Annotated in this window: 38 protein-coding genes; 9 read left to right on the top strand and 29 right to left on the bottom strand. The window is 69.7% G+C overall.

Annotation, left to right across the window (positions count from 1 at the left end; translation table 11 throughout):
- The first annotated feature begins 128 nt into the window (after window positions 1-128).
- Window positions 129-272, top strand: coding sequence for an AbrB/MazE/SpoVT family DNA-binding domain-containing protein (locus FK529_RS20380; protein ID WP_205124383.1), 144 nt, complete (start codon window positions 129-131; stop codon window positions 270-272).
- A 6-nt stretch (window positions 273-278) separates the two neighbouring features.
- On the opposite strand, the gene FK529_RS11510 is transcribed toward FK529_RS20380, so the two are convergent.
- Together FK529_RS11510 and FK529_RS11505 are read right to left on the bottom strand one after the other, a co-directional pair.
- Complete coding sequence (locus FK529_RS11510) at window positions 279-950, bottom strand: hypothetical protein (protein ID WP_146561209.1); 672 nt, start codon at window positions 948-950, stop codon at window positions 279-281.
- A 66-nt stretch (window positions 951-1,016) separates the two neighbouring features.
- Window positions 1,017-1,790, bottom strand: coding sequence for a MerR family transcriptional regulator (locus FK529_RS11505; protein WP_146561207.1), 774 nt, complete (start codon window positions 1,788-1,790; stop codon window positions 1,017-1,019).
- 106 nt (window positions 1,791-1,896) lie between these two features.
- Here FK529_RS11505 and FK529_RS11500 point away from each other — a divergent pair, with 106 nt between their 5' ends.
- Window positions 1,897-2,844, top strand: coding sequence for a tetratricopeptide repeat protein (locus FK529_RS11500; RefSeq protein WP_146561205.1), 948 nt, complete (start codon window positions 1,897-1,899; stop codon window positions 2,842-2,844).
- On the opposite strand, the gene map is transcribed toward FK529_RS11500, so the two are convergent.
- The 9 genes from map to rpsH form a co-directional block, all read right to left on the bottom strand.
- Window positions 2,828-3,562: a type I methionyl aminopeptidase gene (map, locus tag FK529_RS11495; RefSeq protein WP_231703057.1), complete on the bottom strand. Its 735-nt coding sequence runs from the start codon at window positions 3,560-3,562 to the stop codon at window positions 2,828-2,830. The two genes, FK529_RS11500 and map, sit on opposite strands and share 17 nt — an antisense overlap.
- Before the next feature lie 56 nt (window positions 3,563-3,618).
- Window positions 3,619-4,164 carry an adenylate kinase gene (locus FK529_RS11490; protein WP_146561201.1) on the bottom strand — a complete coding sequence of 182 codons (546 nt, stop codon included), beginning with the start codon at window positions 4,162-4,164 and terminating at the stop codon, window positions 3,619-3,621.
- A complete protein-coding gene (secY, locus tag FK529_RS11485) occupies window positions 4,161-5,474 on the bottom strand; it encodes a preprotein translocase subunit SecY (protein WP_146561199.1) in 1,314 nt (437 codons plus the stop codon). The genes FK529_RS11490 and secY overlap by 4 nt, the downstream gene beginning before the upstream one ends.
- Window positions 5,475-5,730: 256 nt before the next feature.
- Window positions 5,731-6,189 carry a 50S ribosomal protein L15 gene (rplO, locus tag FK529_RS11480; protein WP_146561197.1) on the bottom strand — a complete coding sequence of 153 codons (459 nt, stop codon included), beginning with the start codon at window positions 6,187-6,189 and terminating at the stop codon, window positions 5,731-5,733.
- A gap of 3 nt (window positions 6,190-6,192) precedes the next feature.
- Complete coding sequence (gene rpmD / locus FK529_RS11475) at window positions 6,193-6,372, bottom strand: 50S ribosomal protein L30 (RefSeq protein ID WP_068522648.1); 180 nt, start codon at window positions 6,370-6,372, stop codon at window positions 6,193-6,195.
- Window positions 6,373-6,375: 3 nt separating this feature from the next.
- On the bottom strand, window positions 6,376-7,020 hold the full coding sequence (gene rpsE, locus FK529_RS11470) for a 30S ribosomal protein S5 (protein ID WP_146561194.1): 645 nt from the start codon (window positions 7,018-7,020) through the stop codon (window positions 6,376-6,378).
- A 43-nt stretch (window positions 7,021-7,063) separates the two neighbouring features.
- On the bottom strand, window positions 7,064-7,477 hold the full coding sequence (gene rplR, locus FK529_RS11465; RefSeq protein WP_146561192.1) for a 50S ribosomal protein L18: 414 nt from the start codon (window positions 7,475-7,477) through the stop codon (window positions 7,064-7,066).
- 3 nt (window positions 7,478-7,480) lie between these two features.
- The gene (gene rplF, locus FK529_RS11460; RefSeq protein WP_146561190.1) at window positions 7,481-8,020 is read right to left on the bottom strand and encodes a 50S ribosomal protein L6; all 540 of its coding nucleotides are present in this window, start codon (window positions 8,018-8,020) and stop codon (window positions 7,481-7,483) included.
- A 14-nt stretch (window positions 8,021-8,034) separates the two neighbouring features.
- A complete protein-coding gene (gene rpsH / locus FK529_RS11455) occupies window positions 8,035-8,433 on the bottom strand; it encodes a 30S ribosomal protein S8 (protein ID WP_146561188.1) in 399 nt (132 codons plus the stop codon).
- Between the two features lie 335 nt (window positions 8,434-8,768).
- On the opposite strand from rpsH, the gene FK529_RS11450 reads away from it, so the two are divergent.
- Window positions 8,769-8,921 carry a hypothetical protein gene (locus FK529_RS11450; protein ID WP_166436409.1) on the top strand — a complete coding sequence of 51 codons (153 nt, stop codon included), beginning with the start codon at window positions 8,769-8,771 and terminating at the stop codon, window positions 8,919-8,921.
- Here FK529_RS11450 and FK529_RS11445 read toward each other — a convergent pair.
- The 6 genes from FK529_RS11445 to rplN form a co-directional block, all read right to left on the bottom strand.
- Window positions 8,896-9,411: an OsmC family protein gene (locus FK529_RS11445; RefSeq protein WP_146561183.1), complete on the bottom strand. Its 516-nt coding sequence runs from the start codon at window positions 9,409-9,411 to the stop codon at window positions 8,896-8,898. The two genes, FK529_RS11450 and FK529_RS11445, sit on opposite strands and share 26 nt — an antisense overlap.
- 134 nt (window positions 9,412-9,545) lie before the next feature.
- Window positions 9,546-10,679, bottom strand: a complete 1,134-nt coding sequence (locus FK529_RS11440; RefSeq protein ID WP_438947194.1) for a cellulase family glycosylhydrolase — start codon at window positions 10,677-10,679, stop codon at window positions 9,546-9,548.
- A 253-nt stretch (window positions 10,680-10,932) separates the two neighbouring features.
- Window positions 10,933-11,118, bottom strand: coding sequence for a type Z 30S ribosomal protein S14 (locus FK529_RS11435; RefSeq protein ID WP_068522657.1), 186 nt, complete (start codon window positions 11,116-11,118; stop codon window positions 10,933-10,935).
- A 3-nt stretch (window positions 11,119-11,121) separates the two neighbouring features.
- Window positions 11,122-11,685: a 50S ribosomal protein L5 gene (gene rplE / locus FK529_RS11430; protein WP_013128002.1), complete on the bottom strand. Its 564-nt coding sequence runs from the start codon at window positions 11,683-11,685 to the stop codon at window positions 11,122-11,124.
- Window position 11,686: 1 nt separating this feature from the next.
- The gene (gene rplX, locus FK529_RS11425; protein ID WP_068522658.1) at window positions 11,687-11,992 is read right to left on the bottom strand and encodes a 50S ribosomal protein L24; all 306 of its coding nucleotides are present in this window, start codon (window positions 11,990-11,992) and stop codon (window positions 11,687-11,689) included.
- 1 nt (window position 11,993) lies between these two features.
- Window positions 11,994-12,362 carry a 50S ribosomal protein L14 gene (gene rplN / locus FK529_RS11420; protein WP_146561181.1) on the bottom strand — a complete coding sequence of 123 codons (369 nt, stop codon included), beginning with the start codon at window positions 12,360-12,362 and terminating at the stop codon, window positions 11,994-11,996.
- A gap of 283 nt (window positions 12,363-12,645) precedes the next feature.
- Here rplN and FK529_RS11415 point away from each other — a divergent pair, with 283 nt between their 5' ends.
- The 4 genes from FK529_RS11415 to FK529_RS11400 are packed head-to-tail and all read left to right on the top strand — an operon-like array spanning window position 12,646 to window position 17,874.
- Complete coding sequence (locus FK529_RS11415) at window positions 12,646-13,680, top strand: endonuclease domain-containing protein (protein ID WP_146561179.1); 1,035 nt, start codon at window positions 12,646-12,648, stop codon at window positions 13,678-13,680.
- The gene (locus FK529_RS11410) at window positions 13,680-14,351 is read left to right on the top strand and encodes a hypothetical protein (RefSeq protein ID WP_146561177.1); all 672 of its coding nucleotides are present in this window, start codon (window positions 13,680-13,682) and stop codon (window positions 14,349-14,351) included. Before FK529_RS11415 ends, FK529_RS11410 begins: the two co-directional genes overlap by 1 nt.
- Complete coding sequence (locus tag FK529_RS11405; protein WP_146561174.1) at window positions 14,348-17,635, top strand: helicase HerA domain-containing protein; 3,288 nt, start codon at window positions 14,348-14,350, stop codon at window positions 17,633-17,635. Before FK529_RS11410 ends, FK529_RS11405 begins: the two co-directional genes overlap by 4 nt.
- On the top strand, window positions 17,632-17,874 hold the full coding sequence (locus tag FK529_RS11400) for a hypothetical protein (protein ID WP_146561173.1): 243 nt from the start codon (window positions 17,632-17,634) through the stop codon (window positions 17,872-17,874). Before FK529_RS11405 ends, FK529_RS11400 begins: the two co-directional genes overlap by 4 nt.
- Window positions 17,875-18,127: 253 nt before the next feature.
- On the opposite strand, the gene FK529_RS11395 is transcribed toward FK529_RS11400, so the two are convergent.
- Window positions 18,128-19,495: a DEAD/DEAH box helicase gene (locus tag FK529_RS11395; protein ID WP_231703056.1), complete on the bottom strand. Its 1,368-nt coding sequence runs from the start codon at window positions 19,493-19,495 to the stop codon at window positions 18,128-18,130.
- Between the two features lie 301 nt (window positions 19,496-19,796).
- On the opposite strand from FK529_RS11395, the gene FK529_RS11390 reads away from it, so the two are divergent.
- Window positions 19,797-20,435: a hypothetical protein gene (locus FK529_RS11390; RefSeq protein ID WP_146561169.1), complete on the top strand. Its 639-nt coding sequence runs from the start codon at window positions 19,797-19,799 to the stop codon at window positions 20,433-20,435.
- Window positions 20,436-20,457: 22 nt separating this feature from the next.
- The gene (locus FK529_RS20025; RefSeq protein ID WP_158635101.1) at window positions 20,458-20,997 is read left to right on the top strand and encodes a hypothetical protein; all 540 of its coding nucleotides are present in this window, start codon (window positions 20,458-20,460) and stop codon (window positions 20,995-20,997) included.
- 120 nt (window positions 20,998-21,117) lie between these two features.
- Here the strand turns inward: FK529_RS20025 and rpsQ are convergent, their stop codons facing one another.
- Genes rpsQ through rpsJ form a run of 11 tightly spaced genes read right to left on the bottom strand, consistent with a single transcriptional unit; the run spans window position 21,118 to window position 26,389 of the window.
- On the bottom strand, window positions 21,118-21,426 hold the full coding sequence (gene rpsQ / locus FK529_RS11380; RefSeq protein WP_146561165.1) for a 30S ribosomal protein S17: 309 nt from the start codon (window positions 21,424-21,426) through the stop codon (window positions 21,118-21,120).
- The gene (gene rpmC / locus FK529_RS11375) at window positions 21,423-21,653 is read right to left on the bottom strand and encodes a 50S ribosomal protein L29 (protein WP_013128010.1); all 231 of its coding nucleotides are present in this window, start codon (window positions 21,651-21,653) and stop codon (window positions 21,423-21,425) included. The genes rpsQ and rpmC overlap by 4 nt, the downstream gene beginning before the upstream one ends.
- Complete coding sequence (gene rplP, locus FK529_RS11370; protein ID WP_146434973.1) at window positions 21,653-22,069, bottom strand: 50S ribosomal protein L16; 417 nt, start codon at window positions 22,067-22,069, stop codon at window positions 21,653-21,655. Before rplP ends, rpmC begins: the two co-directional genes overlap by 1 nt.
- A gap of 4 nt (window positions 22,070-22,073) precedes the next feature.
- The gene (rpsC, locus tag FK529_RS11365) at window positions 22,074-22,883 is read right to left on the bottom strand and encodes a 30S ribosomal protein S3 (RefSeq protein WP_068522668.1); all 810 of its coding nucleotides are present in this window, start codon (window positions 22,881-22,883) and stop codon (window positions 22,074-22,076) included.
- A gap of 2 nt (window positions 22,884-22,885) precedes the next feature.
- Entirely contained in the window at window positions 22,886-23,305 is a 420-nt protein-coding gene (gene rplV / locus FK529_RS11360) for a 50S ribosomal protein L22 (RefSeq protein WP_146561163.1), read from the bottom strand.
- Entirely contained in the window at window positions 23,305-23,586 is a 282-nt protein-coding gene (rpsS, locus tag FK529_RS11355) for a 30S ribosomal protein S19 (protein WP_068573204.1), read from the bottom strand. The genes rplV and rpsS overlap by 1 nt, the downstream gene beginning before the upstream one ends.
- Window positions 23,587-23,600: 14 nt before the next feature.
- Entirely contained in the window at window positions 23,601-24,437 is an 837-nt protein-coding gene (gene rplB / locus FK529_RS11350) for a 50S ribosomal protein L2 (RefSeq protein ID WP_146561161.1), read from the bottom strand.
- The gene (gene rplW / locus FK529_RS11345; protein ID WP_068522672.1) at window positions 24,438-24,749 is read right to left on the bottom strand and encodes a 50S ribosomal protein L23; all 312 of its coding nucleotides are present in this window, start codon (window positions 24,747-24,749) and stop codon (window positions 24,438-24,440) included.
- On the bottom strand, window positions 24,749-25,402 hold the full coding sequence (rplD, locus tag FK529_RS11340; RefSeq protein WP_068522673.1) for a 50S ribosomal protein L4: 654 nt from the start codon (window positions 25,400-25,402) through the stop codon (window positions 24,749-24,751). The genes rplW and rplD overlap by 1 nt, the downstream gene beginning before the upstream one ends.
- Complete coding sequence (gene rplC, locus FK529_RS11335) at window positions 25,399-26,064, bottom strand: 50S ribosomal protein L3 (RefSeq protein WP_068522674.1); 666 nt, start codon at window positions 26,062-26,064, stop codon at window positions 25,399-25,401. The genes rplD and rplC overlap by 4 nt, the downstream gene beginning before the upstream one ends.
- 19 nt (window positions 26,065-26,083) lie before the next feature.
- Complete coding sequence (gene rpsJ, locus FK529_RS11330) at window positions 26,084-26,389, bottom strand: 30S ribosomal protein S10 (protein WP_003938093.1); 306 nt, start codon at window positions 26,387-26,389, stop codon at window positions 26,084-26,086.
- Between the last annotated feature and the right edge of the window lie 349 nt (window positions 26,390-26,738).

Below are 26,738 nucleotides of genomic sequence, written 5' to 3'. Positions count from 1 at the left end.
GACGGTGCCTGGACCGCGGCCGTGCAGCGCGGCTGTACGTAGACGTGTGCACGACGAAGCGCCCCCGAGTCGACGACTCGGGGGCGCTTCGTCGTGCACCGAGGATGGAGTGGGATTTTATTGGTGACGTGATCCCTATGGAGGCGACGGTCGATTCGGCGGGGCGCATCCTGGTCCCCAAGCAGTTGCGCGATGCGCTCGGCATCACGCCCGGTTCCGCGCACGGGGTACCTACACGAATCGGCGTCGCCACGACCCTGATCTGGCCGTAGCCCCGGCTACCGTTCCAGAGCCGCGCGGACCTGGTTCTCCAGCGCGACGGTGGCGGATCGCGGCAGATCGATGAGGCCGTCCAGCTCGGCGCGGGCGCGCTGGTAGGCCTGCTGGCGCTCCGGGCCGGTGGCGGAACCGTCGAGCGCGACGGCCAGCAGGCGCTGCGCCTTCGCGAGGCGCTCCTGCTCCAGCGGCGAGAAGTCGCCGCGGCGCCGCCGCTTGGCCTCCTGCTCGGCGACGTCGAAGGCCGCGGCGTAGGCGTGCACCGCGTCGCGGTACTGCTCGACGTCCGCGGCGGTGGCACCGTCGGGCCCCTCCGGGCGGAGCAGGTCGGCCCGGCGTTTGGCCTTGTGGAAGTCGACGGTCAGCGGCTCCCGCATGTCGACCATCATCGGGTGATCGAGGATGGTCGCGAGGTCGGTCTCGTAGCCGAACCAGCGGGTGTCGACGGCGTCGTGTTCGGCGGCCGCGCGCTCGAGCTCCCGCTGCACCTGCGCCGCGTCCACCCGGCCCATGCCCTGCGCGGTGGCCAGCGCGACCTTCGTCTCCTGTTTGATGCGGAACTTCTCCAGGCGCCGGTTCGCGCGCCGTTCGTTCCACGCCGACGCCCCCTTGACCGCAGCGCTGATCGAGCCGCCGAACACGAAGATGAGCCACCAGTAGTTCAACCAGTCCACAGGACCAGGCTAGCGCGACGGTTCGGACCGCTCAGGGGTTCGCGAGCGCCCCCGAGCGGCCCGGGATCACCGGTGCTGCTCCGCGTTGGCGACGATGACGTCGTGCACGTACTGGGCCAGGCCCGGCGCGACATCCTCGTAGTGCTTCGTGAAGCGCTCGTCGGCGAGGTACATCTGCGCGAGGCAGACCTGCATCGGGTAGTCGCAGTCGTAGAACTTCTCGATGCTCGCCCGGTGCCGCTCGGCGAGGGCGTTGCCCTCCTCGGAGCCGGGGGCCACGCCCCGCGCCAGGCCGTCCGCCAGGGCCGCCTCGAGGGCGTCCGTGTCGGCCTTGATCGCCTTCCAGTCGTCCTTGGTGAAGGCGGCCTCGCGCTGTTTGCTCTGCTTCCAGGCGTCGGTGTCTCCCCAGCGCTGCTCGGCCTCCTCGGCGTACTCCTCGCCCGGCCAATCGTCCCCGAAGATCTCCGTCTGCTCCTCGGCGGTCAGCTGGATGCCCTGCTTCTTGCTGTTCATCATGTCCTCCACAGCCGCGACCATCCGGTGCAAACGGTCGATCCGCTCGGACAGCAGCTTGTGCTGCTGCTCCAGATGCGCCACGGCATCGGCGGACGGATCGTCGAGCAGGGTCGCTATCTGCTCGAGCGGAAAGCCCAGCTCGCGGTACGTGAGCACCTGATGCAGGCGCTCGACGTCGGCGTCGTCGTAGACGCGGTAGCCGGCCGACGTGCGCCCCGACGGGACGACGAGACCGATCTCGTCGTAGTGGTGCAGGGTGCGCACGCTGACGCCGGTCATCCGCGCGATCGTGCCGACGGTGTGGAAGGACTTCCGTTCGTTCACATCCACCACCTTGTTCCCTCACGCGGCGTGAGGGTCAAGCCATTCTCGTAGAACAACGCACCACCACGCTTCGGCTCCACAATCTTCAGGCCAGTAACCTATATCCATGTTCACTAGCTATGCCAACTTGCTTTCGCTTCTCAGCGCACCGGACACCGATCCGACTTCGCTTCTCAACGCCGCAATGGAGTTCTCGGCAGAATCGGCGGAAGTTCCGGAGCTGGCCTCCGCCATCGGACCGGACGCTGGCAAGAAGCTGATCGAGGCTCTCGAAATCTCCGGAGCGCACGGCATGTCCGATGCCTTCATCGAACTGGGCACGCTCTATCGGGCTGGCGGGACCTGGAGGTCGAGACTGATAGAGAGGCACATCGACAACGCCCTGGACGCTTTCCGTCGGGCCGACACTCTCGGCCACCGGGATGGATCCATCATGGTTGTCGAGACGATCTACCATTCGGGTCGGACAGATCTCGCCAGTGAGGCATGGGCCCGTCTAAGGAGCATCACCGACCAGGATCCGGGCCAGACAGGTGCACTCTTCATGCAGGGGCTACTGACGCAGGAAGGATTCGGCGTCTCGCGCAACCTCGAGGCGGCGATGGAGTACTTCCGCGAGGCGGCCGATCGCAACGATGCGGACGCCGCATTCCAGCTGGCGCTGCACTTCCTGACCGGGGAGTGCGGCGTGGTGCGCAACGACGATCTTGGAATCCGATGGTTACAGCGTGCCGCCGAGCTCGGCAGTGTTCGCGCAATGCACAATTTCGGAGCGTTCTACGGCCTGGGGGACCGCGGCTTGCCCAGGGATCCGGAGCAGTCGCTCAACTGGTACCTCAAGGCAGCATCGTCGACTCCCGTTCCACACGGTGAGGCATCCTTCTCCGCGGGCGTCATGCTACTCCGTGGCGACGTTGGCCACCCCCAGCCCCTTGCGGCGAACGCGCACCTCTGGGCGGCTGTTCGCGTATTAGGCGAGGACGTCGTCCAGGATCGGCTCGATCGGATGGACTTGATCTGGATCCCGTTGCGCCCCTCTACGGCCGTGGAGTAAGGATGCGGGGGCCGTCGGCGGTGACGGCGACGGTGTGCTCCCAGTGGGCGGCGCGGGCACCGTCGTCCGTGACGACGGTCCAGTCGTCCTCGAGGACGGAGGTATCGGGGGTGCCGAGGGTGAGCATCGGCTCGATCGCGAGGGTCGACCCGATGACGAGCAGTGGGCCCTTGCCCGGGTCGCCCTCGTTGGCGAGGAAGGGTTCCATGTGCATCTCGCGGCCGATGCCGTGGCCGCCGTAGCCGTCGACGATCGCGAGGTCGCGGCCCAGGCGCGCGGCCTGTGCGTACGTGGCGGTCTCGATGGCGTGCGAGACGTCGGTGAGGCGGTTGCCGTCGAGCATGGCGGCGATACCGGCCTCCATCGCGAGGCGCGTGGCCTCCGAGAGGTCCTGGTCCGCGGCGGACAGCTCGCCCACGCCGAACGTCCACGCCGAGTCGCCGTGCCAGCCGTCGAGGATCGCGCCGCAGTCGATCGAGACCAGGTCGCCCTCCGCCAGCACCGTCGCGCGGTCCGGGATGCCGTGGACGACGACCTCGTTGACGGAGGAGCAGATCGAGCCCGGGAAGCCGTGGTAGCCCTTGAACGACGGGACGGCGCCCGCCTCGCGGATCACCGTCTCGGCCACCTCGTCGAGTTCGAAGGTCGAAACGCCGACGCGGGCGGCGTCGCGGACCGCGACGAGCGCGCGGCCCACGACGGCGCCCGCGGCGGCCATCGCGTCGAGCTCCCCCGCGGAGCGGAAGGGCACGGTCTTCTTACGGCGGAAACGACTCACTTGTCGAGCTGAGCGATGACGCGGCCGAAGACCTCGTCGACGGTGCCGGCGGCGTCGATGTGCGTGACGAAGTCGCCGTAGTACGCCAGCAGCGGCGCGGTCTGGTTCTCGTACACGTGCAGCCGGTTGCGGATGACCTCTTCGGTGTCGTCCGCGCGGCCGCGGGCGAGCATCCGCTCGACGACGGTGTCCTCGGGGACGTCGAAGGAGACGACGGCGTCGAGCTTCTGCCCGTGCTCGGCCAGGATCTCGGCGAGCGCATCCGCCTGCTCCGTGGCGCGCGGGAAACCGTCGAGGATGAAGCCGTTCGTCGCGTCCGGCTCCGCCAGGCGCGAGCGCACCATGTCGACGGTGACCTTCGACGGGACGAGCTCGCCCGCGTCCATGTACCTCTTGGCCTCGACGCCCAGCGAGGTGCCCTCGCTGATATTCGCGCGGAACAGGTCACCCGTCGAGATGTGCGGAATCCCGTACTTCTCGGACAGCCGTTCGGCCTGCGTACCCTTGCCCGCCCCGGGAGGGCCGAGAATAACCAGTCTCACTTGAGGAATCCTTCGTAGTTACGTTGCATCAACTGACTCTCGATCTGCTTCGTCGTATCGAGCGCCACGACCACGATGATGAGGACCATCGTGCCGCCGAACGGCAGGTTACTCATGGTCGAGCCGCTACCGGTGAGTTCGATGAACAGGTTCGGGAGGATCGCGATGATGCCGAGGTAGAGCGAACCGGGCAGGGTGATCCGCTGCAGCACGTAGTTCAGGTAGTCGGCGGTCGGCTTGCCGGGACGGATGCCCGGGATGAAGCCGCCGAACTTCTTCATCTCGTCGGCGCGCTCCTCCGGATTGAAGGTGATCGCGACGTAGAAGTAGGTGAAGAAGATGATCAGGGCGAAGTAGAGGACGATGTGCCAGGTGCTGCCCGGGTTCACCAGGTTCGTCTGGATCCACTGCACCCAGCCGGCCGTCGAACCGCTGGCGACGAGCTGGATCACCAGCTGCGGGAGGTACAGCAGCGACGAGGCGAAGATGACCGGGATGACGCCGGCGGTGTTCACCTTGAGCGGCAGGTAGGTCGACGAGCCGCCGTACATCTTGCGGCCGACCATGCGCTTGGCGTACTGCACCGGGATGCGGCGCTGGCCCTGCTCGACGAAGACGACGGCCACGAGGATCAGGAGGACCGCGAAGCAGACGAGGCCGAAGGTGAGGCCGCCCTGGCTCTGCAGGATCTGCTGGCCGTCGGCGGGCAGGCGCGAGGCGATGCTGGCGAAGATGAGCAGCGACATGCCGTTGCCGATGCCGCGCTCGGTGATCAGCTCACCGAACCACATCACGAGGATGGCGCCGGCGGTCATGGTGACGACGATGACGGACAGCGAGAAGATGCCGTTGTCGGCGAGGATGCCGGGGCAGTCGGGCAGCAGGTTGCCGCGCGAGGCCATCGCGACGATCGCGGTGGCCTGCAGCAGCGCCAGTGCCACCGTGAGGTAGCGCGTGTACTGCGTGATCTTCGCCTGGCCGGCCTGACCCTCCTTACGCAGGGTCTCGAAGCGCGGGATGACCACCATCAGCAGCTGGACGATGATCGACGCGGTGATGTACGGCATGATGCCGATCGCGAACACCGACAGCTGCAGCAGCGCGCCGCCGGAGAACATGTTGATCAGCGAGTACACCTGGCCGCTGTCGCCGCTGGTGGCCTTGTCGACACACTCGGTGATCGTCCCGAAGTTCACACCGGGCGACGGCAGCGTCGCGCCGAACCGGTAGAGCACGAGGATGCCCAGGACGATCAGGATCTTCCGCCGCAACTCCGGGGTCCGGAAGATCGGGACTAGGGCCGAAAGCACACATCCTCCTGGCAGCCGGGCGGCCCGGACGGGCCGCCCCACGCTCGTGGGCGTCTGCTCCGCGCGCGGCGGAGCAGGACGCCCTCATGGGTAATCCTGCAAACGTATGAACTCTAACAGCCCTACTCATCAAGGCTGTTCACGGCAGGTACCGGCCGGCAGGAGGCAGACGGCACCGTCGTGGAGCGAAACGAGAGCCGCGGTAGGCACCGGTGACCGGCGCCTACCGCGGCGTCCACGTTGCGCAGCGCGAGGACTAGGCCTCGGCCTTGGCGGCGAGCTCGGTGGTCGAACCACCGGCGGCCTCGATCTTCGCCTTGGCGGCGCCGGTGACCTTGGTCGCCGTCACGTCCACCTTGACGCTGATCTCGCCGTCGCCCAGCACCTTGACGACACGGTTCTTGCGAACCGCACCGGCGGCGACGAGCTCGTCGATGCCGATGGTGCCGCCCTGCGGGAACAGGCGCGCGATGTCGCCCACGTTCACCACCTGGTACTCGACGCGGTTGCGGTTCTTGAAGCCCTTGAGCTTCGGCAGCCGCATGTGCAGCGGCATCTGGCCGCCCTCGAACGCCACGGGGACGTTCTTGCGCGCCTTGGTGCCCTTGGTGCCGCGACCGGCGGTCTTACCCTTCGAGCCCTCACCGCGACCCACGCGGGTCTTCGCGGTCTTCGCGCCCTTGGCGGGACGAAGATCGTGCAGCTTGATAGCCATTGCTTACACCTCCTCCACTTCCACGAGATGCGAAACGACCTGGATCAGGCCGCGATTGACGGGGGTGTCCTCACGGACGACCGACTTGCGGATGCCCTTGAGGCCCAGGGTGCGCAGGCTGTCGCGCTGGTTCTGCTTGAGCCCGACGAGGCCCCGCACCTGGGTGATCTTCAGCTCTGCCATGACTTACGCTCCCTGACCTGCACGGGCGCGGAGCATGCCGGCCGGGGCCACGTCCTCGATGGGCAGGCCGCGACGAGCCGCGACCTCCTCCGGACGCTGCAGCTCCTTGAGAGCGGCCACGGTGGCGTGCACCACGTTGATGGCGTTGTCCGAGCCGAGGCTCTTGGCGATGACGTCGTGGACGCCGGCCGCCTCGAGCACGGGACGCACGGCGCCACCGGCGATGACACCGGTACCCGGGCTGGCGGGGCGCAGCAGCACGACGCCGGCCGCGGCCTCACCCTGGACCGGGTGCACGATGGTGTTGCCGATCATGGGGACGCGGAAGAAGTTCTTCCGGGCCTCCTCGACACCCTTCTGGATGGCCGCAGGAACTTCCTTGGCCTTGCCGTAACCGACGCCGACCATGCCCTGGCCGTCGCCGACGATCACGAGGGCGGTGAAGCTGAAGCGACGACCACCCTTCACGACCTTCGAGACACGGTTGATGGTGACAACCTTCTCGATGAAGTTGCTCTTCTCGGCCTCGTTGCGGCCACCGCGCTGATCGCGGTCGCGGCCACCACGACCGCCGCGGCGGTCGTTCGAGTTCTCGTTGTTTCCGGCGGGGCCGTTGTTGCCGCCGTCACGACGCTGACGTCCGGGCATCAGGCTGCCTCTCCTTCGATGGAAAACATGGTGGTGTAGGTCATCAGAACGTCAACCCGCCTTCGCGAGCGGCGTCCGCGAGCGCGGCGATCCGGCCGTGGTACTTGTTGCCACCACGGTCGAAGACGACGGCCTCCACACCGGCAGCCTTGGCACGGGCGGCGATGAGCTCGCCGACCTTCTTGGCCTGGGCGGACTTGTCGCCGCCCGCGGCCTTGACGTCCGCATCCAGGGTCGACGCCGCGGCCAGCGTGTGGCCCTTGAGGTCGTCGATCAGCTGGACGTGGATGTGCCGGCTCGAACGCTTGACCGCGAGCCGCGGACGGACCGCGGTGCCCTCGATCTTCTTGCGCAGGCGGAAGTGACGACGGGCCTTGCTCGTCCGACGACGAGTCGAGACGTCCTTGCCCGCCGGGATGCGCTTGGGGTTGTCGGTCTTCGTTGCTGTGTTTGCCATGAGTTACTTACCCGTCTTTCCGACCTTGCGACGGATCTGCTCACCCTCGTACCGCACGCCCTTGCCCTTGTAGGGATCGGGGCGACGGAGCTTGCGGATGACCGCCGAGACCTGGCCGACCTGCTGCTTGTCGATGCCGGACACGGAGAACTTGGTGGGGCTCTCCACCACGAAGGTGATGCCCTCGGGCGCCTCGATCGGGACCGGGTGGCTGTAGCCCAGGGAGAACTCGAGGTCCTTGCCCTTGAGCGCCACGCGGTAACCGACGCCGTAGATCTCCATCTTCTTGGTGTAACCCTCAGTCACACCCGTCACCATGTTGGCGACCAGAGTCCGCGACAGACCGTGCAGCGCCTTGTTGCGCCGCTCGTCGTCGGGACGGGCGACCACGATGGCGCCCTCATCGTTCTTCGACACCGAGATCGGCTCGGAGACGGTCAGCGCCAGCTGGCCCTTGGGGCCCTTGACGGTGACGTCCTGGCCGGCGATCTGCACGTCGACGCCCGCGGGAACGGCCACGGGGTGCTTACCAATACGCGACATAAGTTTCTGTCCCCTTACCAGACGTAAGCGAGGACTTCGCCGCCCACGCCCTGCTTGGCTGCCTGGCGATCCGTGAGGAGGCCCGAGGACGTGGAGATGATCGCCACGCCCAGGCCACCGAGGACCTTCGGCAGGTTGGTGGACTTCGCGTACACGCGCAGGCCGGGCTTCGACACGCGGCGCAGGCCGGCGATCGAACGCTCACGGCTAGGGCCGTACTTCAGCGAAACGACGAGGTTCTTGCCCACCTCGGCGTCCTCGGTACGGAAGTCGGTGATGTAGCCCTCGGCCTTGAGGATCTCGGCGATGTTCGCCTTGAGCTTCGAGTGCGGGAGGGTCACCTCGTCGTGGTACGCCGAGTTGGCGTTGCGCAGACGGGTCAAGAAGTCTGCGATCGGATCAGTCATGGTCATGACAGATTCGTCTACCTTTCTCGCAGCGGTTCCCATGCAACGCCGGCGCTCTGGTGCCCGCTCTCGACTGCTCGAGGGGCGGGCCTGGATCGTCCGACGGTGGGCCTACTACGAAGCAAACCGTCCTGCAATACCGTTGCACTGCAGGGATTCCGGACCGGCGAACCGGTTCGGGGAAGTGCGCCGGCCGTGCTCGAAGCACGACAGGCAACCTCACTAGTGTAGAGAACGCGCCGGTCAGAGTCGAATCGGCGTGACTCGTCCGGCCCGCAGGGGGGTGCGGCGGGGGCGTGGTGGTGGCGCGGCGGTGCCGGACACACCCGATCACCGCGATCATGCTGACGCTGTACTTCTGCACGGCCGTCGGGCTGCACGTGCGGGCCCGTGACCTGCGGCTGAAGTTCGCGGCGGCCTCGTCGCTCCTGCTGTTCTACGGTGCGCTCGCCGCGACGGGTCCCCGGGTCAGTTCACCCGCAGCGTCGTCGTGACGGGGGTGGGGTTCTGGGTGAGGTCCAGGACCGGGCAGTGCGCGTCGACGGTCTCCGTCAGCTCGCGGTAGCGCTCCTCGGTGTCCGGGCCGGTGATGTCGACGGTGACCCGCACCTCGGTGAAGCCCGGGCGGACCGACTCGTCGAGGCCGAAGAAGCCGCGCACGTCGAGGTCGCCCTCCGCGCTGAGCGCGAGCTCGTCGATCGTGATGCCCAGCTTGTCGGCGTAGAAGCGGTAGGTCACCACCTGACAGGACAGCAGCGCACCCAGGTACGCCTCGACCGGGTTGATCGCGGTGTCGTCGCCGCCGAGCGTCGGCGGCTCGTCGACGGCGAGGGTGTGCTGGCGCGCGGTGGTGACGCTGCCGACCGCTCCTTGCGGGACGGCCGTGGCCGCGAAGACGACGTGCGCGTTGGCGGTGTTGCGGGTGACGGCCTGGTCGGTCGCGTCGATGATGGCGGCGAGAGTTCCGGTGGCGGATGTGGTCATGGGGCACTCCTTGGCTCGGGCGGTCGGATCCTGTGCGGAACCTACGTCCGTTCCCGGAGCGGCACAGCCGTTGCGTTCAGCATGATTCGCTGCCGATGCGCCGGGCCGCTGGACGGTACCGGGCTCCGCGCCGGTCAGGTCCTGGCGGTGAGGCGGCGGACCGTCGCGACCTCGGCGTCCCGGTAGGGGCGGCCGTCGGGCCAAAGCAGGTCGTGGAACCACTGCTGCGGCTGCCGCGCCCCGACGTAGGGCTGCTTCCACGAGTCCCACGGGTAGTAGGTCTGGCTGCGGCCCGCGACGAAGCCCCACTGGTAGGCGTCGATGCCGAGCTCCTTGCAGATCGGCAGGATCGTCTCGATGGTGCTGCCCTGCGGGCGGGCCATGTACTCCGTGAGCAGCATCGGGCGGCCCTGCCGCGCGAGGTCGGCGGCCATCGCACGGAACTTCTCCGGCGGGTCGTAGCTGTGGAAGCTGATGACGTCGGACTGCTCCAGCTGGATCGCGCGGATCTCGGGCCGGGTGTCGGCCCAGACGCCGGAGGTCAGGGGCTGCGACGGATTGCCCGCGCGGGCCCACGCGAAGGCCTGGGGCAGCAGCTTGGCAACGCGGTTCACCTTGTCGGGCGGGCTCAGCGGGTACGAGTCGGCCAGGTTCTCCGGCTCGTTCCAGACGTCCCACGCGACCACGCGGGGATCGTTGGCGAAGGCCTTGACCACGCCGGTGGCGTAGGCCTGCAGGCCCGCGGTGTCGGCGTTCGTCAGGCCGGCCGCGCCGGGGCTCTGCACCCACGTCGAATTGTGCACTCCGGGCGTGGGTTCGCGCTGGACGCCGGGCTTCGGGTTCGGGTCCCAGCAGGAGTCGAACAGCACGAACATGATCTTGATGCCGTTGTTGTGGGCGATCGCGAGGAAGGCGTCGAGCCGCTGCACGAGGCCGGCGGGATCGGCGGCCCACAGCTGGTCCTGCAGGAAGACGCGCATCGTGGTCATGCCGAGCCCGCGGGCCCAGCCGAGCTCGAGGTTCATCCGGTTCGGGTCGAAGGTCTGCGCCTGGAACATCTCGAACTGGTTCCCGGCGTTGGCGTTGATGTAGTTGGCGCCCACCATCCAGGGATTCTGGGCGCGCCACTGCCGCGCGCGCTCGGGCGTCCACCGCGCGGCCGGCCCGGCCGGCGCCGCACCGGGGTTCGTCGGGCCGGGCGTCGTCGGCCCGACGGTGCCGCCCGCTCCGGTCCCGGAGCCGGGGTCGGCGGCGGCGCGCGCCGCGATCAGCGCGGCCGGCACCGCAGCGGCGGCCGCGCCCAGCAGCACCCGTCGAGTCACATCAGTCACAGAGACACCATACGCAACATCAGTCACAACTGGCCAGTATCTGAAGTAAGCTCGCGCGTCGCGCGACCGACCGTCGCGTCGGAGCGGCGGGGCCGGCGGGCAGCAGCAACGACGAAGGGCGCGCACCCCGTCGAAACGGGATGCGCGCCCTTCGCGCGAATCGGGTCCCCGGGTCAGGCCCGGGACTCACTCACCAGCTGCTCTTGTGCACACCGGGGAGCTCGCCGGCGTGCGCCATCTCGCGCAGGCACACACGGCAGAGGCCAAACTTGCGGAACACCGAGTGCGGGCGGCCGCACTTGTTGCAGCGGGTGTACGCGCGGACGGCGAACTTCGGCTTCTTGTTGGCCTTGTTGACCAGCGCCTTCTTTGCCATGGCTCAGTTCTCCTTGAAGGGGAAGCCGAGGTGCTTGAGCAGCGCGCGGCCTTCCTCATTGTTGGTGGCAGTGGTGACGACGGTGATGTCCATGCCGCGCGGGCGGTCGATGGAGTCCACGTCGATCTCGTGGAACATCGACTGCTCGTTCAGGCCGAACGTGTAGTTGCCGTTGCCGTCGAACTGGTTGCCGTTCAGGCCGCGGAAGTCGCGGATACGGGGCAGCGCGATCGAGGTGAGGCGATCGAGGAACTCCCACATGCGGTCGCCACGGAGGGTGACGCGCGCGCCGATCGGCATGCCCTCACGCAGCTTGAACTGCGCGATGGACTTGCGGGCCTTGCGGATCTCCGGCTTCTGGCCGGTGATCAGCTCGAGGTCCTTGACGGCGCCGTTGATGAGCTTGGCGTCACGGGCGGCGTCGCCGACGCCCATGTTCACGACCACCTTGACGACGCCGGGGATCTGCATCACGTTGGCGTAGTCGAACTCGCTGTTCAGCGCGTCCTTGATCTCGGCGCGGTAGCGCGCCTTCAGGCGCGGCTGGGTCTTCTCAGAGGTGGTCATCTCAGATGTCCTTCCCGTTCTTGCGGGAGATCCGCACGCGCTTGCCGGTCTCCTCGTCGGTCCGGTAGCCCACGCGGGTGGGGTTGCCGTCCGAGTCGACGACCATCACGTTGGAGACGTGGATCGGGGCCTCGCGGACCTCGATCCCGCCCTGCGCGGTGGCGGACGTGCTGGTGTGCTTCTTGATCCGGTTGACGCCCTCGACGAGGACCTTGTCAGCCTTCGGGAAGGACTCGACGACCTTGCCCTTCGCGCCCTTGTCGGGTCCCGAGATCACGATGACGGTGTCGCCCTTGTGCACCTTCATGTCAGAGCACCTCCGGAGCCAGCGAAACGATCTTCATGAACTTCTTGTCGCGCAGCTCGCGGCCGACCGGGCCGAAGATGCGGGTACCACGAGGGTCGTTGTCGTTCTTGATGATGACAGCGGCGTTCTCGTCGAACTTGATGTACGAACCGTCCGGACGGCGGCGCTCCTTGGCGGTGCGCACGATGACGGCCTTGACGACCTCGCCGCGCTTGACGTTGCCGCCGGGGATGGCGTCCTTGACGGTGGCGACGATGACGTCGCCGATGCCGGCGTAGCGGCGCGAGCTGCCACCGAGCACGCGGATGCAGAGGATTTCCTTAGCACCCGTGTTGTCGGCGACCCGCACCCGCGATTCCTGCTGAATCACTGTTGCAGTCTCCTCAGACCTGGATTTTCATGCGCGCCGGATTACCGACCCGGACACGCGCGGTCCGTCACGTGCGGCACAGGGCCGCAGGCAACCCGTCCATGATAGGGGAAGTCGCAGGTCGCTGTCGAATCGCGCCCGGTCGGGCCTCGGCCGGAGGTCGCCCGGGTCCAACGGTGCCGTCCGGGCCGCGCTCGACGCCGGTCGCTACTCGCGGCGCCCCGGTATCCCCTGGCCTCTGAACAGCTCTGTTCTCCTCCGCCCATGCCGTAACTTCCTTCTCGTGCAGCTCTCCGATCTGCCTACGAGCGGGGTGACGCGACTGCGGGGGACCTCCGTCTCCGCGCTCGCGTCCGCCGCCGAGCGCCGCGGGCCGCAGGACCCGGTGGTGGTCTTCCCCGGCCTCACGCAGCCGCTGCCCTCCTCCCCCGGCGCGATCATCGAGGACGTGCTGGCCCGCGAGGTCGCCGTCGCGCTCGAGGTGTTCCCCGCGTGGCTGCCCGATCCGGCGCTGGCCCCCGAATCCGGCGGGGTCCTCGACCGGTTCGCCGCCCGCGAGCTCGCGCACCGGCACGACGGCGGCCCCGGGATCGGTACTGCGCTCGGGGCGCTCGCCACGGCGGCGCTGCGACCGGAAGCCGCCGGCCGCTTCGCCGAGCTGCCGGCCGCCGACCGCCGCGGCGCGCTCGAATACGCCCTCACCCGCAGCTACCGCGCCCCGTCGGTGGCGCTCGCGATCGACGTCGACCGGCCGGTCGCCGCGCACCTCGGCGACGCCCTCTCCGCCGCGGCGCAGTGGCTCGCGCGGGGCGAGAGCACCGTCTGGCTGCTCGGGCCCGGCGCGGCCCCCCTGGACCGGTTCCCCCTCGTCGACGGTCCGCCGGTCGTCGACGAGCGGGACGCCGGGCCGTCGGAGTTCAGCGTCGGTCTCGAACCGCTCCCCGTGTTCCCGCCCGTCGCCGGCAGGCCGCACCCGGCCAGCGCGGCGGAACAGCACCTCGAAAGCGGGCTGCTCGGCCAGGCCTGGGCCGCCTCCCGACACTGGAACTACGCCGTCGACCTGGGGCCGCTCGCCCCGCCCGTCCGCGTCGACCTGGTGTTCCCGCACGCCCGCCTCGTCGTGGAGATCGATGGCCCCGATCACCGCGGGGTCGACAAGTACGAGGCCGACCGTCGCCGCGACGCCGACCTCCTGCTCGCCGGATTCCGGGTGCTGCGACTGACGAACGCCCGGATCCTGGGAGACCTCGCGGAATCGATGGAGATCATCCGTACATTGGTGACTGCACCGGGATCGGGTCACAGGAGGGGCGTGTGATGGGCGAGTCGACCGCGGGACTCACGGGAACGGAATCCGCTGTGCTGCTGGTGCTCGCGTCCGCCGTGGAGCCGGTGCGCAACCCCGACCTCAAGCTGCTCGGCCCCGCGCTGGACGCGCCGTCGCGGCGCAGGCTCGTCGAGCGGGGCCTACTGGAGGTGGAGGTCGGCGCGCGCCGCGCCCTGGTGCTCTCCCTCACCGACCGCGGCTGGGCCGCCGCGGCCGCGCTGCTCGAGTCCCCTCCCCCGCCCCGCGCGAGCCCGCAGCTCCGCGCGCTCTTCACCTTCGCCGCCGGGATCGGCCGCTACCTGCGCCGCGAGTCGCTCGCGCTCGGCGAGGTGGTCACGCCCCCGGACACCCCCACGCCGACGCCGCCCCAGGCGCCCGAAGCGCCCGAAGCGGCCGCGCCCGACGGCTCTCCCGCCGACCGGGTGCGCGCCGCGTACCGCGCGGTCGCGGCGCCCGGCGCATGGCTGGCGCTGCGCGATCTGCGGGCCGCGCTCCCCGGCGTGCCGCGCACCGTCGTCGACGAGGGCCTGCGCGCCCTGTACCCCGAACCCGGCGTGCACATCGTCGCGGAGGACAATCTGAAGGCACTGACCGCCGAGGACCGCGAGGCCGCGTTGCACCTCGGCGGTCGTCCCCTGCACGCGATACGGATCACCCGATGACGCTCACCGATGAACAGCGCGCCGCGCTGCGCTCCGTCCGCCTGAGCTGGGCGCCCACGTACGAGGAGGTGTGGGACGCGGCCTCGGAGGATATGCACGTCGACGGCCTGCACACCGACGTCTGGGAGGACCTCGAAGACGCGCTCGGCGACGCCGTCGCGAGCACCGGCGCGTCTCCCACCGGCCTGGTGATCACCGGCAACGCCGGCACCGGCAAGACGCACCTGCTCACCCGGTTCCGCTCCGACGTGCAGGCCGCGGGGCACTACTTCGTGCTGCTGGAGCTGCTGGACGCCTCCGACTTCTGGCGCGCGGCACTGACCTCCCTGCGCAGCTCCCTGCTGCGCCCCGCCCGCGACCACCCGACCCAGCTGGCGCAGCTGCTGTGGCTGCTCTCCGACGAGGCCGGCCTCTCGCGGGCGCACCGCCGCGAGTTCTCGGGCGACGCGGTGCCCACGCCGGAGGGCCTCGACGCGCTGGTCACGGCCATGAGCAAGCGCCGCCCCCAGGTGCGGCAGTACCACGGCGTGCTGCGGGCGCTGGTGCTCCTCGGCTCCCCCGACAGCCGCCTCGCCGACCTCGGCTCCGCCTTCCTCGACGACATCGAGGTCGAGGAGACCGCCGCCGAGCGGCTGCATTGGGGCTTGCCCGCCCATGGCTTCCCCGCGGTGGAGACGGTGCGTGCGGTCTCGGCGTTCATGGCGGAGACCGCGGCGACGGTCTTCGCCGTCGACCAGATCGACACCCTGCTCGCGCAGTCGGCGGCCACGCTGGCCGCGCCGGACGCCGCCGAGAGCGAGGTCATCGAGCAGGTGGGCCACGGCCTCATGGCGCTGCGGCAGGGCCTCTACCGGACGGTGACCGTCGCCTGCATGCTGCCGACGGCGTGGGAGACGCTCTCGAGCCGGGCGACCGCCTCGGTCGCGGCCCGGTTCCGCGTGGTGGGCCCGCTCAAGTCCCTGCCCGACGGGGCGATCGCCCGCGCCATCGTCGAGCGGCGCCTGACCGCGGCCTATCGCGCGAAGGAGTTCGCGCCGCCCCATCCCACCTGGCCGATCGCGCCGGAGGCCTTCGCCTCCGCGGTGCACCACACCCCCCGCGACCTGCTCACCAAGGTCGACGCGCACATCCGGGCGTGCGTCTCCACCCGCACCGACTTCGAACTGGCGAGTTTCGACGACGGTGCTCGGCCCCCGCAACCCGGCACGCAGACTCCGGCGAAGCGGAAACCGGCGGCCGAGGACACTCTGGCGGCGATCGACGAGCAGTTCGAGGCGCTGCGCATGCAGGCCCGCGTGGGCGACGTGGCGACCGACCAGGCGGTCGCCGACAAGCGGATGGGCGGCCTCATCGAAGCGGGCCTGCGGGCGTGGACCCGCGAGGACGGCGGCGACGGCTTCCAGATCGAGCGCGGCAACAAGCAACTCGACGGCCGGCTGCGGCGCCGCCTACCCGGCCGGGTCGAGGACGAGCAGCACTGGGCGTTCCGCGCGATCCCCGCGCCGAACCCCATCGCGACCACCAACCGGGTGCAGAGCGCCGCGACGGCGGCCGGCGTCGCCGCGGGGATCGACCGGCGCAAGCTCTTCCTGCTGCGCTCCACACCGTGGCCCACCAGCCCGAAGGCGTCGTCGGTGATCGCCGACGTGGTCGAGCGCGGCGCGGAACTGCTCCCCCTCGACGAGGCCGATCTCGCGACCCTCGACGCGCTGGGCCGGATCATCGCGAACAGCCCCGACGGGCTCGACGAGTGGCTGATGGCGCGGCGCCCCGCGCACGGGCTGCGGATGTTCGCGGGGTTGGAGCAGCGGCCTACCGCCGAGCGGCCCGCCGCGCGCCGCGCGCGCGGACTGATCCCCGGCGACGCGGTGGGTCGCGTCGGAGGGCTGTCGAACTCCGTCGCCGACGTCATGTTCGGCGGCCCGCCCGTCCCGCACCCGGAGCCCGAGGCGGCGCAGGCCGAGGCACCGCAGGCCGAGACACCGCGGGCCGAGGTCCCGGCCGCGCCGGCGGCACCGTCGGACACCACGGGGATCGCGATCGGGCTCGGTCCGGACCGCGGGCCCGTCGCTCTGGACCCGGCCGAGCTGCGCAAGCACACCGCGATCTTCGCGGGCTCGGGCTCCGGGAAGACCGTGCTGATCCGCCGGCTCATCGAGGAGTGCGCGCTGCGCGGGGTCTCCGCGATCGTGCTGGACCCGAACAACGACCTCTCCCGGCTCGGCGAGGCGTGGCCGGAGGCACCGTCGGGCTGGTGGGAGGGCGACGCCGAGCGGGCGCGCACCTACCTCGCCGATACCGACGTCGTGGTGTGGACACCGAACCGGGCGTCCGCGCGGCCGCTGGTGCTGCAGCCGATCCCGGACTTCGCCGCGCTGCGCGCCGGCATCGACGGCGACGACCTCGAGGTGCAGGAGGCCCGCGAGGGCTTCGCGATGGCCGTCGAGGCGTGCGCGAGCGCGCTGGAACAGCACGTCGGCGTGGGCGGGGCGCGGCGCGAGCAGCAGCGCGCCATCCTGCGGGAAGCGCTCACCGCCTACGGCCGCGAGATCGGCCGCGCCGACATCCGCGCGTTCGCCGAGTTCCTCGGCGCGTGGGACTCGTCGCGCAGCAGCCTCGCCAGCGCCGACAAGCTGTCGCCCGAGCTCGCCGCGAACCTGCAGGCCGCGCTCATCAACAATCCGCTGCTCGGCGGGCGCGGCGAGGCCGTCGACCCGGCGACGCTACTCACCCCCGCGGGCGGCAAACGCGCCCGGATCTCGGTGATCAGCCTCATCGGCCTGCCCGACGAGACGCAGCGGCAGACGTTCGTCGCGCAGCTGCAGCTGGCGCTGTTCTCGTGGATCAAACGGCACCCCGCGGGCGATCGGCCGCTCGGCTGGCTGCTGGTGATGGACGAGGCGCAGCAGATCGCACCGTCGGGGGCGGTGAAGCCGTCCACCGAGTCGACGCTGCTGCTCGCCTCCCAGGCCCGAAAGTACGGCTTGGGGCTGGTGTTCGCGACACAGGCGCCGAAGGGCCTGCACGACAAGATCGTCGGCAACAGCGCGACGCACTTCTACGGCAAGCTCAACGCGCCGGTGCAGATCCAGGCCGCGAAGGACCTGGCGGCCGCCCGCGGCGGCCGGCTCGACGGGATCGGCGGGCTGGGCCCGGGCGACTTCTACCTCGGGTCCGGCGCGGCGACGATGCGCCTCCACTCCCCGATGTGCCTGAGCCATCACGCCGCCAGTCCGCCCACCGAGGACGAGGTCCTCACCATCGCACGAAGGAGCACACCATGAGCCCGAAGAAGAAGATCAGCTGGAACGACCTGTCGCCGCGCGCCAAGACCGCGATCGTCGCGACCTCCGCCGTCGATGCCGGGCTGCGGGCCTGGGCCCTCGCCGATCTGGCCGGACGCGACGCCGCCGAGGTCCGCGGCCCGAAGAAGCTGTGGGCCCTCGGCCTCGGCGTGGCCAACTCCGCGGGCGTGCTGCCGGCGGCCTATCTGCTGTTCGGCCGCGGTCCCCGCATGGCCTAGCCGGCGCCGTTCACACAGTCCGCGCCGGCGCACACCGGCTCCCCACACCCGATGTGCCCGCCCAGGCGGGTCGGCACACCCGTCCTGCGCGTACGCACCCGGCGTGCAGGGTGTCGGTGCGCAATTCGGGTGTGTTCGAGGGCTTACACCCGGAATGCACGGGTCAGCGACGGTGCCACACCCGAAGTGCACGGCCGCCGTCGGCCTGACACCCGGATCGCCCGGCCGCGCCGTCGTCGACCCGAGGAGCGCGTCAGCCGGCGGGGCGGGTGGCGCGGCGACGGGGCTGCTGGGCGCGGCCCTGCCCCTGCGGCCGCCCCTGGCCCTGCGGCGCCTGGCGCTGCTGGCCGCCGCGGCCGGCGCCCTGGCCCTGGCGACGCTGCTGACCGCCCTGGCCGGCACCGTCGGACCGCTGACCGGTCCCCTTGCCGCGGCCGGCGCGACCCCGGCCCGGGGCGTGGCCGCCACCGGCGCGTCGCTGCGGCTGCTGCGGCGGCGCGACGGGCTCGGGCTTGACGTACGGCGCGACCTCGCCGACCAGGTCGACGACGACCGGCGACGTGGCGGTCACGCCGACGGGCCGCGCGCTGATCGCGGCCTTCTTGAGCAGGGTCAGCGTGTCCTTGCGCTGGTCGCCGGTCATCACGGTGACGACGGTGCCCTCGCTGCCCGCGCGGGCGGTGCGGCCACTGCGGTGCAGGTAGGCCTTGTGCTCGGCGGGCGGGTCGACGTGCACGACCAGCTCGACGTCGTCGACGTGGACGCCGCGGGCGGCGATGTCGGTGGCGACGAGCACGCGGGCGGTGCCGGAGCTGAACGCCTCGAGGTTGCGGTCGCGCTGCGGCTGGCTGAGGTTGCCGTGCAGGTCGCGCGCGGGGATGCCCTGCGCGGTGAGCTGCTTGGCCAGCTTCTTCGCCTGGTGCTTGGTGCGGGTGAACAGGATGCGGCGGCCGGTGCCGGAGGCGAGGACCCGCACGAGCTCGGACTTGTCGTCCTTGCCGCCCACCTCGAAGACGTGGTGGGTCATCGCGACGACCGGCGAGTTCTCGGGGTCGACGGAGTGCGAGACCGGATCGCTGAGGAACTTGCGGACCAGCTTGTCGACGCCGTTGTCCAGCGTCGCGGAGAACAGCATGCGCTGGCCGCCGGCCGGGGTGGCGGCGAGGATGCGGGTGACCACGGGCAGGAAGCCGAGGTCGGCCATGTGATCGGCCTCGTCGAGCACGGTGACCTCGACGCGCGAGAGATCGACGATTCGCTGGCGCATCAGGTCCTCGAGGCGGCCGGGGCAGGCGACGACGATGTCGACGCCGTGGCTCAGCGCCTGCTCCTGGCGGGTCTGCTTGACGCCGCCGAAGATCGTGGTGACGCGCAGGCCGGCGGCGCGGGCCAGCGGCTCGACGGTGGCGGTGATCTGGGTGGCCAGCTCGCGGGTCGGGGCGAGGACGAGGCCGGACGGCGTACCCGCGGGGGCGCGGTGCCCGGCGATGCGTGCGACCAGCGGGATGGCGAACGCGAGGGTCTTGCCCGAGCCCGTCTTGCCGCGGCCGAGCACGTCGCGGCCGGCGAGGGTGTCGGGCAGGGTGTCGGCCTGGATGGGGAACGGCGTGCTGCGGTCCATGTCGTTCAGGGCGGCGATGAGGTTCGAGGGGACGCCGAGCTCGGCGAAGGAACGGGTGGACACAGGAGTGCTCACGATGAAGGAGTACCTAACGGTGGTGGGTGGCGAAGGCGGCGGTGGCCGCATCCGTTCGCCGCAAGAAAAGAACCGGGTGGTGGGCTCGAGCCGAATTCGGCGAGTCAGGGTCCGGGTGCCCTACGACGGCGCGGGACGTGACCGTCCCGCATGCTTTATAGCGTAGCAAACCTGTTCGCACCGGCGCGCGAACTCGGTACGGGACGTGCCGACGATCACACGCGCGATGAGCACCGCCCTGCACGACATCGGACCGAGCGATGAGCGAGAATGCACGAACGAGGCGTGCGCGCGGGCGTACCGCCAGGGGGAGGCCAAGATGACGACAGGAAGTAGGCGGATCACGAGGCGGGGCGCGGCGTCGATCGCGGGGGCGGCGGCGCTGGTCTCGCTCGCGGCGTGCACGCCCGTCGTCGGGTCCGGTTCCGCACAGCCGAGCGACGTCGCGGCCTACCAGTCCACGGTGGCCGCGTCACGCGCGGCGGCCGCGGCATCCGCCAAGACCTCCGCGTGCACCGCCTGGCGTGCGGAGTTCGACAAGCGGAACAGGGTCACCGACTCGACGATCGCAGCCACGAAGGGCGGCAACTGGACCTGGGACAGCATCGGTCCCTCGATCACCGCCGAGCTGGCCGCCATCGCCACCGAAGCGGGCACGCTGCCGGGCATCATCGCGACCCCGGACCTGGCGGCGACCATCCGGACCCTGATGTCCGACTACAAGACGAAGCTCGACGCCTACGGCGAGGCCCTGCGCGCCGACCAGGCCGCACGCTCCGCGGAGAGCTGGGCTCGCTCCAACCCCGCACTCGACGCCCTGGAGGCCGTCACGGACAATGTGAAGGGAATCTGCTCCATCGCGTGAGCAGGCCGGGGGAGGAACGATCATGACGAGGACCATCAATAGGATCACCGGGCCGGCGGTCGCCGTGCTTGCGGGGGTCTCCGTGCTCGCCGGCTGCACCGTCCCGGGCAGTGGATCGGCGTCGCCGTCGGACGTCGCGGCGTACGAGACCACCATCGCGTCGTCGCGGGCAGCGGCGGCCGCGTCGGCCCTGACCGCGGCCTGCACGGCGTGGAACCGGAACATCGACCCCCGGCTCGCGGCCACTAGCGCGACGACGGCCTTCACCAAGACGCCCGGCTGGCGGTGGGACGGGATCACGGGCCTCGTGAACGCCGAGCTGGCGGCGGTCGCGACCGAGTCCGGCAAGCTGCCGGGCATCATCGGCACCGCGAATCTCCAGCCCACGGTCAAGACTCTGTTCAGCGACTACCGCACCAAGCTCGACGCGTACGGCACCGCTCTCCGTGCCGACGCACAGGCCCGCGGCTCCGAGGCGCAGACGTGGGCAAAGCGCAATCCGGCGATGGAAGCCCTCGTCACGGCGATCCAGGCGATCGAAAAGGCGTGCCCCCGGTCCTGAGGCCTGACGACTCGGCGCGGTCTGACGAGCGCGGCGCCGTCTGACAACGACGAAAGGCCCCCGTCCTCTCCTTGCGGAGTGGACGGGGGCCTTCGTCGTCTGTGCGGTGCGGGTGGGGCCTTACTTGGCCTTCTCCAGCACCTCCACCAGGCGCCAGTGCTTGCTGGCGCTCAGCGGACGGGTCTCCATGATCCGGACGCGGTCGCCGACACCGGCGACGCCTTCCTCGTCATGCGCCTTCACCTTGGAGGTGGTACGGATGATCTTGCCGTACAGGGAGTGCTTCACGCGGTCCTCGAGCTCGACGACGATGGTCTTCTCCATCTTGTCGGACACGACGTACCCGATGCGCACCTTGCGGCTGTTGCGCTCCTCGGCGGCGGTCTGGGTGCCGGAATCAGCGGTCACGTTGTTTCCAATCTCGCTCATGCGGCGTCACCCTCCGGGCCCGAGGCCAGGCCGAGCTCCCGCTCGCGCAGGATCGTGTAGATCCGGGCGATGTCGGTGCGCACGGTACGCAGGCGACGGTTGTTGCTCATCTGCCCGGTGGCCATCTGGAAGCGCAGGTTGAACAGCTCCTCCTTGGCCTCGCGCAGCTTCTCCACCAGCTCGTCCGCGGTCAGACCGCGGAGATCAGCGGCGACGGTGTTCGACATCAGAACTGCTCCTCTCGGGTCACGATGCGGGTCTTGCAGGGGAGCTTGTGCTGCGCGCGGCGCAGGGCCTCGCGAGCGGTCTCCTCGTTGGGGTAGGACATCTCGAACAGCACACGACCGGGCTTGACGTTCGCCACCCACCACTCGACGGAACCCTTACCGGAACCCATGCGGGTCTCGGCCGGCTTCTTGGTCAGCGGGCGGTCCGGGAAGATGTTGATCCAGACCTTGCCGCCACGCTTGATGTGGCGGTTGATGGCGATACGAGCGGACTCGATCTGACGGTTGGTGATGTAGGCGGGCTCGAGAGCCTGGATGCCGTAGTCACCGAAGGTCACCTTGTTGCCGCCCTTGGACTGGCCCGAGCGGCTGGGGTGGTGCTGCTTGCGGTGCTTGACGCGACGGGGGATCAACATGGCGTCAGCCCTCCTGGTTCGTTGCAGCCGGAGCCGCCGCCACCGGAGTCTCCTCCGTTGCGGCGCGACCGGCCTCTGTGCTGGTGGCGGTCGTGCCCGACGCGCCACTGCGACGCGGGCGCTGGGGGCGCTCACGACGCGGGCCGCGACGGTCGTCGTTCGACGGTGCCGCCAGCTCGCGCCGGCCGCCCACGACGTCGCCCTTGTAGATCCACACCTTGACGCCGATCCGCCCGAAGGTGGTCTTCGCCTCGTGCAGGCCGTAGTCGATGTCGGCGCGCAGCGTGTGCAGGGGCACACGGCCCTCGCGGTAGAACTCGCTGCGGCTCATCTCCGCGCCGCCCAGGCGACCCGAGCACTGGACCCGGATGCCCTTGACGTTCGGCTGACGCATCGCCGACTGGATCGCCTTGCGCATCGCGCGGCGGAACGCCACGCGGTTGCTCAGCTGCTCCGCGATGCCCTGCGCGACGAGCTGGGCGTCGGCCTCGGAGTTCTTCACCTCGAGGATGTTCAGCTGCACCTGCTTCTTGGTGAGCTTCTCCAGCTCCGAGCGGATGCGGTCGGCCTCGGCGCCGCGGCGGCCGATGACGATGCCCGGACGCGCGGTGTGGATGTCCACCCGCACGCGGTCCCGGGTGCGCTCGATCTCGATCTTGCTGATGCCGGCGCGCTCGAGGCTGTCGGTCAGACGCTTCCGGATCTGGACGTCTTCCTTGACGTACTCCGAGTACTGCTTATCGGCGTACCAGCGGGACTTCCAGTCCGTGGTGATGCCGAGGCGGAAGCCGTGGGGGTTGATCTTCTGTCCCATGCTTACGCTCCCTTCCGGTTCCGGCTGGCGGCGGGCTTCCTCGAAGACCCCGCCTCGACCGCCGACACGACGACGGTGATGTGGCTGGTGCGCTTGCGGATCCGGTACGCGCGGCCCTGGGCCCGCGGCTGGATGCGCTTCATGGTCGGGCCCTCGTTGGCGTACGCCTCCGAGACGACCAGGGTGCGCGGGTCGAGGCCCAGGTTGTTCTGCGCGTTGGCGATGGCCGACGCGAGGACCTTGGCGACCGGCTCGCTCGCGGCCTGCGGCGCGAACCGCAGGATGGCGAGCGCCTGCTCGGCGTCCTTACCGCGGACCAGGTCGATCACGCGACGTGCCTTCATGGGCGTGACGCGCACGAAACGTGCGGTCGCCGACGCCTGCGTAGGCGCAGTGTTCTGTGCTTCCTTGACGTCACTCATTAGCGGCGCTTCGCCTTCCGGTCGTCCTTGATGTGGCCCTTGAACGTCCGCGTCGGGGCGAACTCGCCCAGCTTGTGGCCCACCATGTTCTCCGAGACGAACACCGGCACGTGCTTGCGACCGTCGTGGACGGCGAAGGTGTGACCGATGAAGTCGGGGATGATGGTGGAGCGACGCGACCAGGTCTTGATGACCTGCTTGGTGCCCTTGTCGTTCTGGACGTCGACCTTCGCGAGGAGGTGGTCGTCGACGAACGGGCCCTTCTTGAGGCTGCGTGGCATTCTCTAACTCCCTCCTAGCGCTTGTTCTTACCGGACTTGCGGCGACGGACGATCATCTTGTCGCTCGCCTTGTTCTTGCGGGTGCGGCCCTCGGGCTTGCCCCACGGGCTCACCGGGTGGCGACCACCGGAGGTCTTACCCTCACCACCGCCGTGCGGGTGGTCGACCGGGTTCATGACGACACCACGGACGGTCGGGCGCTTGCCCTTCCACCGCATACGGCCGGCCTTGCCCCAGTTGATGTTGCTCTGCTCGGCGTTGCCCACCTCGCCGACGGTGGCGCGGCAGCGCACGTCGACGCGACGGATCTCGCCGGAGGGCATGCGCAGGGTCGCGTAGGGACCCTCCTTGCCCAGCAGCTGGACGCTGGCACCGGCCGAACGGGCCATCTTGGCACCGCCACCGGGGCGCAGCTCGACGGCGTGGATCACGGTGCCGGCGGGGATGTTGCGCAGCGGCAGGGCGTTGCCCGGCTTGATGTCGGCGTTGGGGCCGGACTCGACCACGTCGCCCTGCTTCAGGTCCTTGGGGGCGAGGATGTAGCGCTTCTCGCCGTCCAGGTAGTGCAGCAGTGCGATCCGCGAGGTGCGGTTGGGGTCGTACTCGATGTGCGCGACCTTGGCGTTGATGCCGTCCTTGTCATGGCGACGGAAGTCGATGACGCGGTACGCACGCTTGTGACCGCCACCCTTGTGCCGGGTGGTGATACGACCGTGCGCGTTGCGGCCACCGCGGCCGTGCAGCGGGCGGATCAGCGACTTCTCCGGGGTCGAACGCGTGATCTCGTCGAAGGTCGAGCCCGACGAGCCGCGGCGACCCGGAGTGGTCGGCTTGTACTTACGGATAGCCATTTAGCTCGCGCCTCCGAAGATGTCGATGGGCTTGCTATCGGCGCTCAGGGTCACGATCGCGCGCTTGGTGCTCTTGCGCTGACCGTAACCGGCACGGGTGCGCTTGCGCTTGCCCTGGCGGTTCAAGGTGTTGACGCTGTCGACCTTGACGCCGAAGACCTTCTCCACGGCGATCTTGATCTGCGTCTTGTTCGCGTCCGGGTGCACCACGAAGGTGTATGTGTTCTCCTCGATGAGGCCGTAGGCCTTCTCGGAGATCACCGGCGCGAGCAGGATGTCCCGCGGGTCGGCGGGGATGGTTGCGGTAGCCATCAGGCGTTCGCCTCCTCGGTCTTCGTGGCGCTCGCGATGAACGAACCCAGAGCCTCACGGCTGAACACCAGGTCATCGGCGTCCAGGACGTCGTAGGTGTTGAGCTGGTCGGCGTAGATCCACTTCGCGTTCGGCAGGTTCTGGACGCTGCGCTGCGCGGTCAGGTCCTCGCGGCCGACGACCACGAGGAACTTCTTGCGCTCCGACAGCGCGGCCAGGAACAGGCGGGCGGTCTTGGTCGACGCCTCCTGGCCGGCCACCAGCTCGGTGACGACGTGGATCCGGTCCTCGCGAACCCGGTCGGTGAGGGCACCGCGCAGGGCGGCGGCCTTCATCTTCTTCGGGGTGCGCTGGCTGTAGTCGCGCGGCTGCGGGCCGTGGACGGTGCCACCGCCGGCGAACTGCGGCGCGCGGGTCGAGCCCTGGCGAGCCCGGCCGGTGCCCTTCTGGCGGTAAGGCTTGCGGCCACCGCCGCGGACCTCGCCGCGGGTCTTGGTGGCGTGGGTGCCGGCGCGCGCAGCGGCGAGCTGGGCGACGACCACCTGGTGCATCAGCGCGATGTTGGGCTCCACGTCGAAGATCTCGGCGGGGAGGTCGACGGTGCCGTCGACCTTGCCGTCGGCGGTCTTGACATCGAGAGTCAGCTTGCTCATGCGCGAGCACCACCCTTCACAGCGGTACGGACCATCACGAGGCCGCCCTTGCGACCGGGGATGGCGCCCTTGATCAGGAGGACGCCGGCGTCGGCGTCGACCTTGAACACGGACAGGTTCTGCGTGGTCACCTTGTCGGAGCCCATGCGGCCGGCCATCCGGACGCCCTTGAAGACGCGACCCGGGGTGGCGCAGCCACCGATGGAACCGGGGGCACGGTGCACGGCCTGTGCGCCGTGGCTGGCGCCGAGACCGGCGAAGCCGTGGCGCTTCATGACGCCGGCGTAGCCCTTGCCCTTGCTGATGCCGGTGACGTCGACGAAGTTGCCCGCCTCGAAGACATCGGCGCCCAGCTCCTGGCCCACCTCGTAGTCGGCGGCGGCATCGGCGTCGGCGAGCCGCAGCTCGGCGATGTGGCGACGCGGGGTGACACCGGCCTTGGAGAACTGGCCCGAGACGGGCTTGTTCACCTTGCGCGGGTCGATCGCGCCGAAGGCCAGCTGGACGGCGTCGTAGCCGTCGGCGGCCTGGGTACGGATCTGGGTGACCACGTTCGGCCCGGCCTTGACGACGGTGACCGGGACGACCCGGTTGTTCTCGTCGAAGACCTGGGTCATGCCGAGCTTGGTGCCCAGGATTCCCTTGATCTTGTTCTCAGTCATATCGTTTCTCCGCAGCCGCTTACTGGATGTTCACGTCGACGCTGGCCGGCAGGTCGATGCGCATCAGCGCGTCGACCGTCTTCGGCGTCGGGTCCAGGATGTCGATCAGCCGCTTGTGGGTACGCATCTCGAAGTGCTCGCGCGAGTCCTTGTACTTGTGCGGCGAGCGGATGACGCAGTACACGTTCTTCTCCGTCGGCAGCGGCACGGGACCCACGACGCGGGCGCCGGTGCGGGTCACGGTCTCGACGATCTTCCGAGCAGACGCGTCGATCGCCTCATGGTCATAGGCCTTGAGCCTGATGCGGATCTTCTGTCCCGCCACGCTGTGTCCTCTTCCGTCAAGTGTTCGTATTGCCAGACACACGGACAGCTGAATCACCCGCGGGACGCATCCCGCTGCGGGAGACAACCCGCTGAAGTCGATCGACGCTGTTCATGTGTCAAATTGCTCCGGTCCACGCGGTCGGGCGTGTCGCGCTGGCGCTCATGCTCCACCGTGTGTTCCGGTGGCTCCCGCGAGGGGCGCCGGGGCGATACCAGCCGATTGGGCGAGCCCCACAGGGGACCGCGCCGCCCGACAAGGCAACCCGACCAGTATGCACTGCTGGGGCCACATCTTCAAATCGAGCCGGTCGATCGCATCGCTGCGATTCGCGTCACACCCGCAGGCG

The sequence above is a fragment of the Tsukamurella asaccharolytica genome, assembly GCF_007858435.1.
Lineage (GTDB): Bacteria > Actinomycetota > Actinomycetes > Mycobacteriales > Mycobacteriaceae > Tsukamurella > Tsukamurella asaccharolytica.
This window is presented reverse-complemented; position numbering and strand designations above follow the sequence as displayed.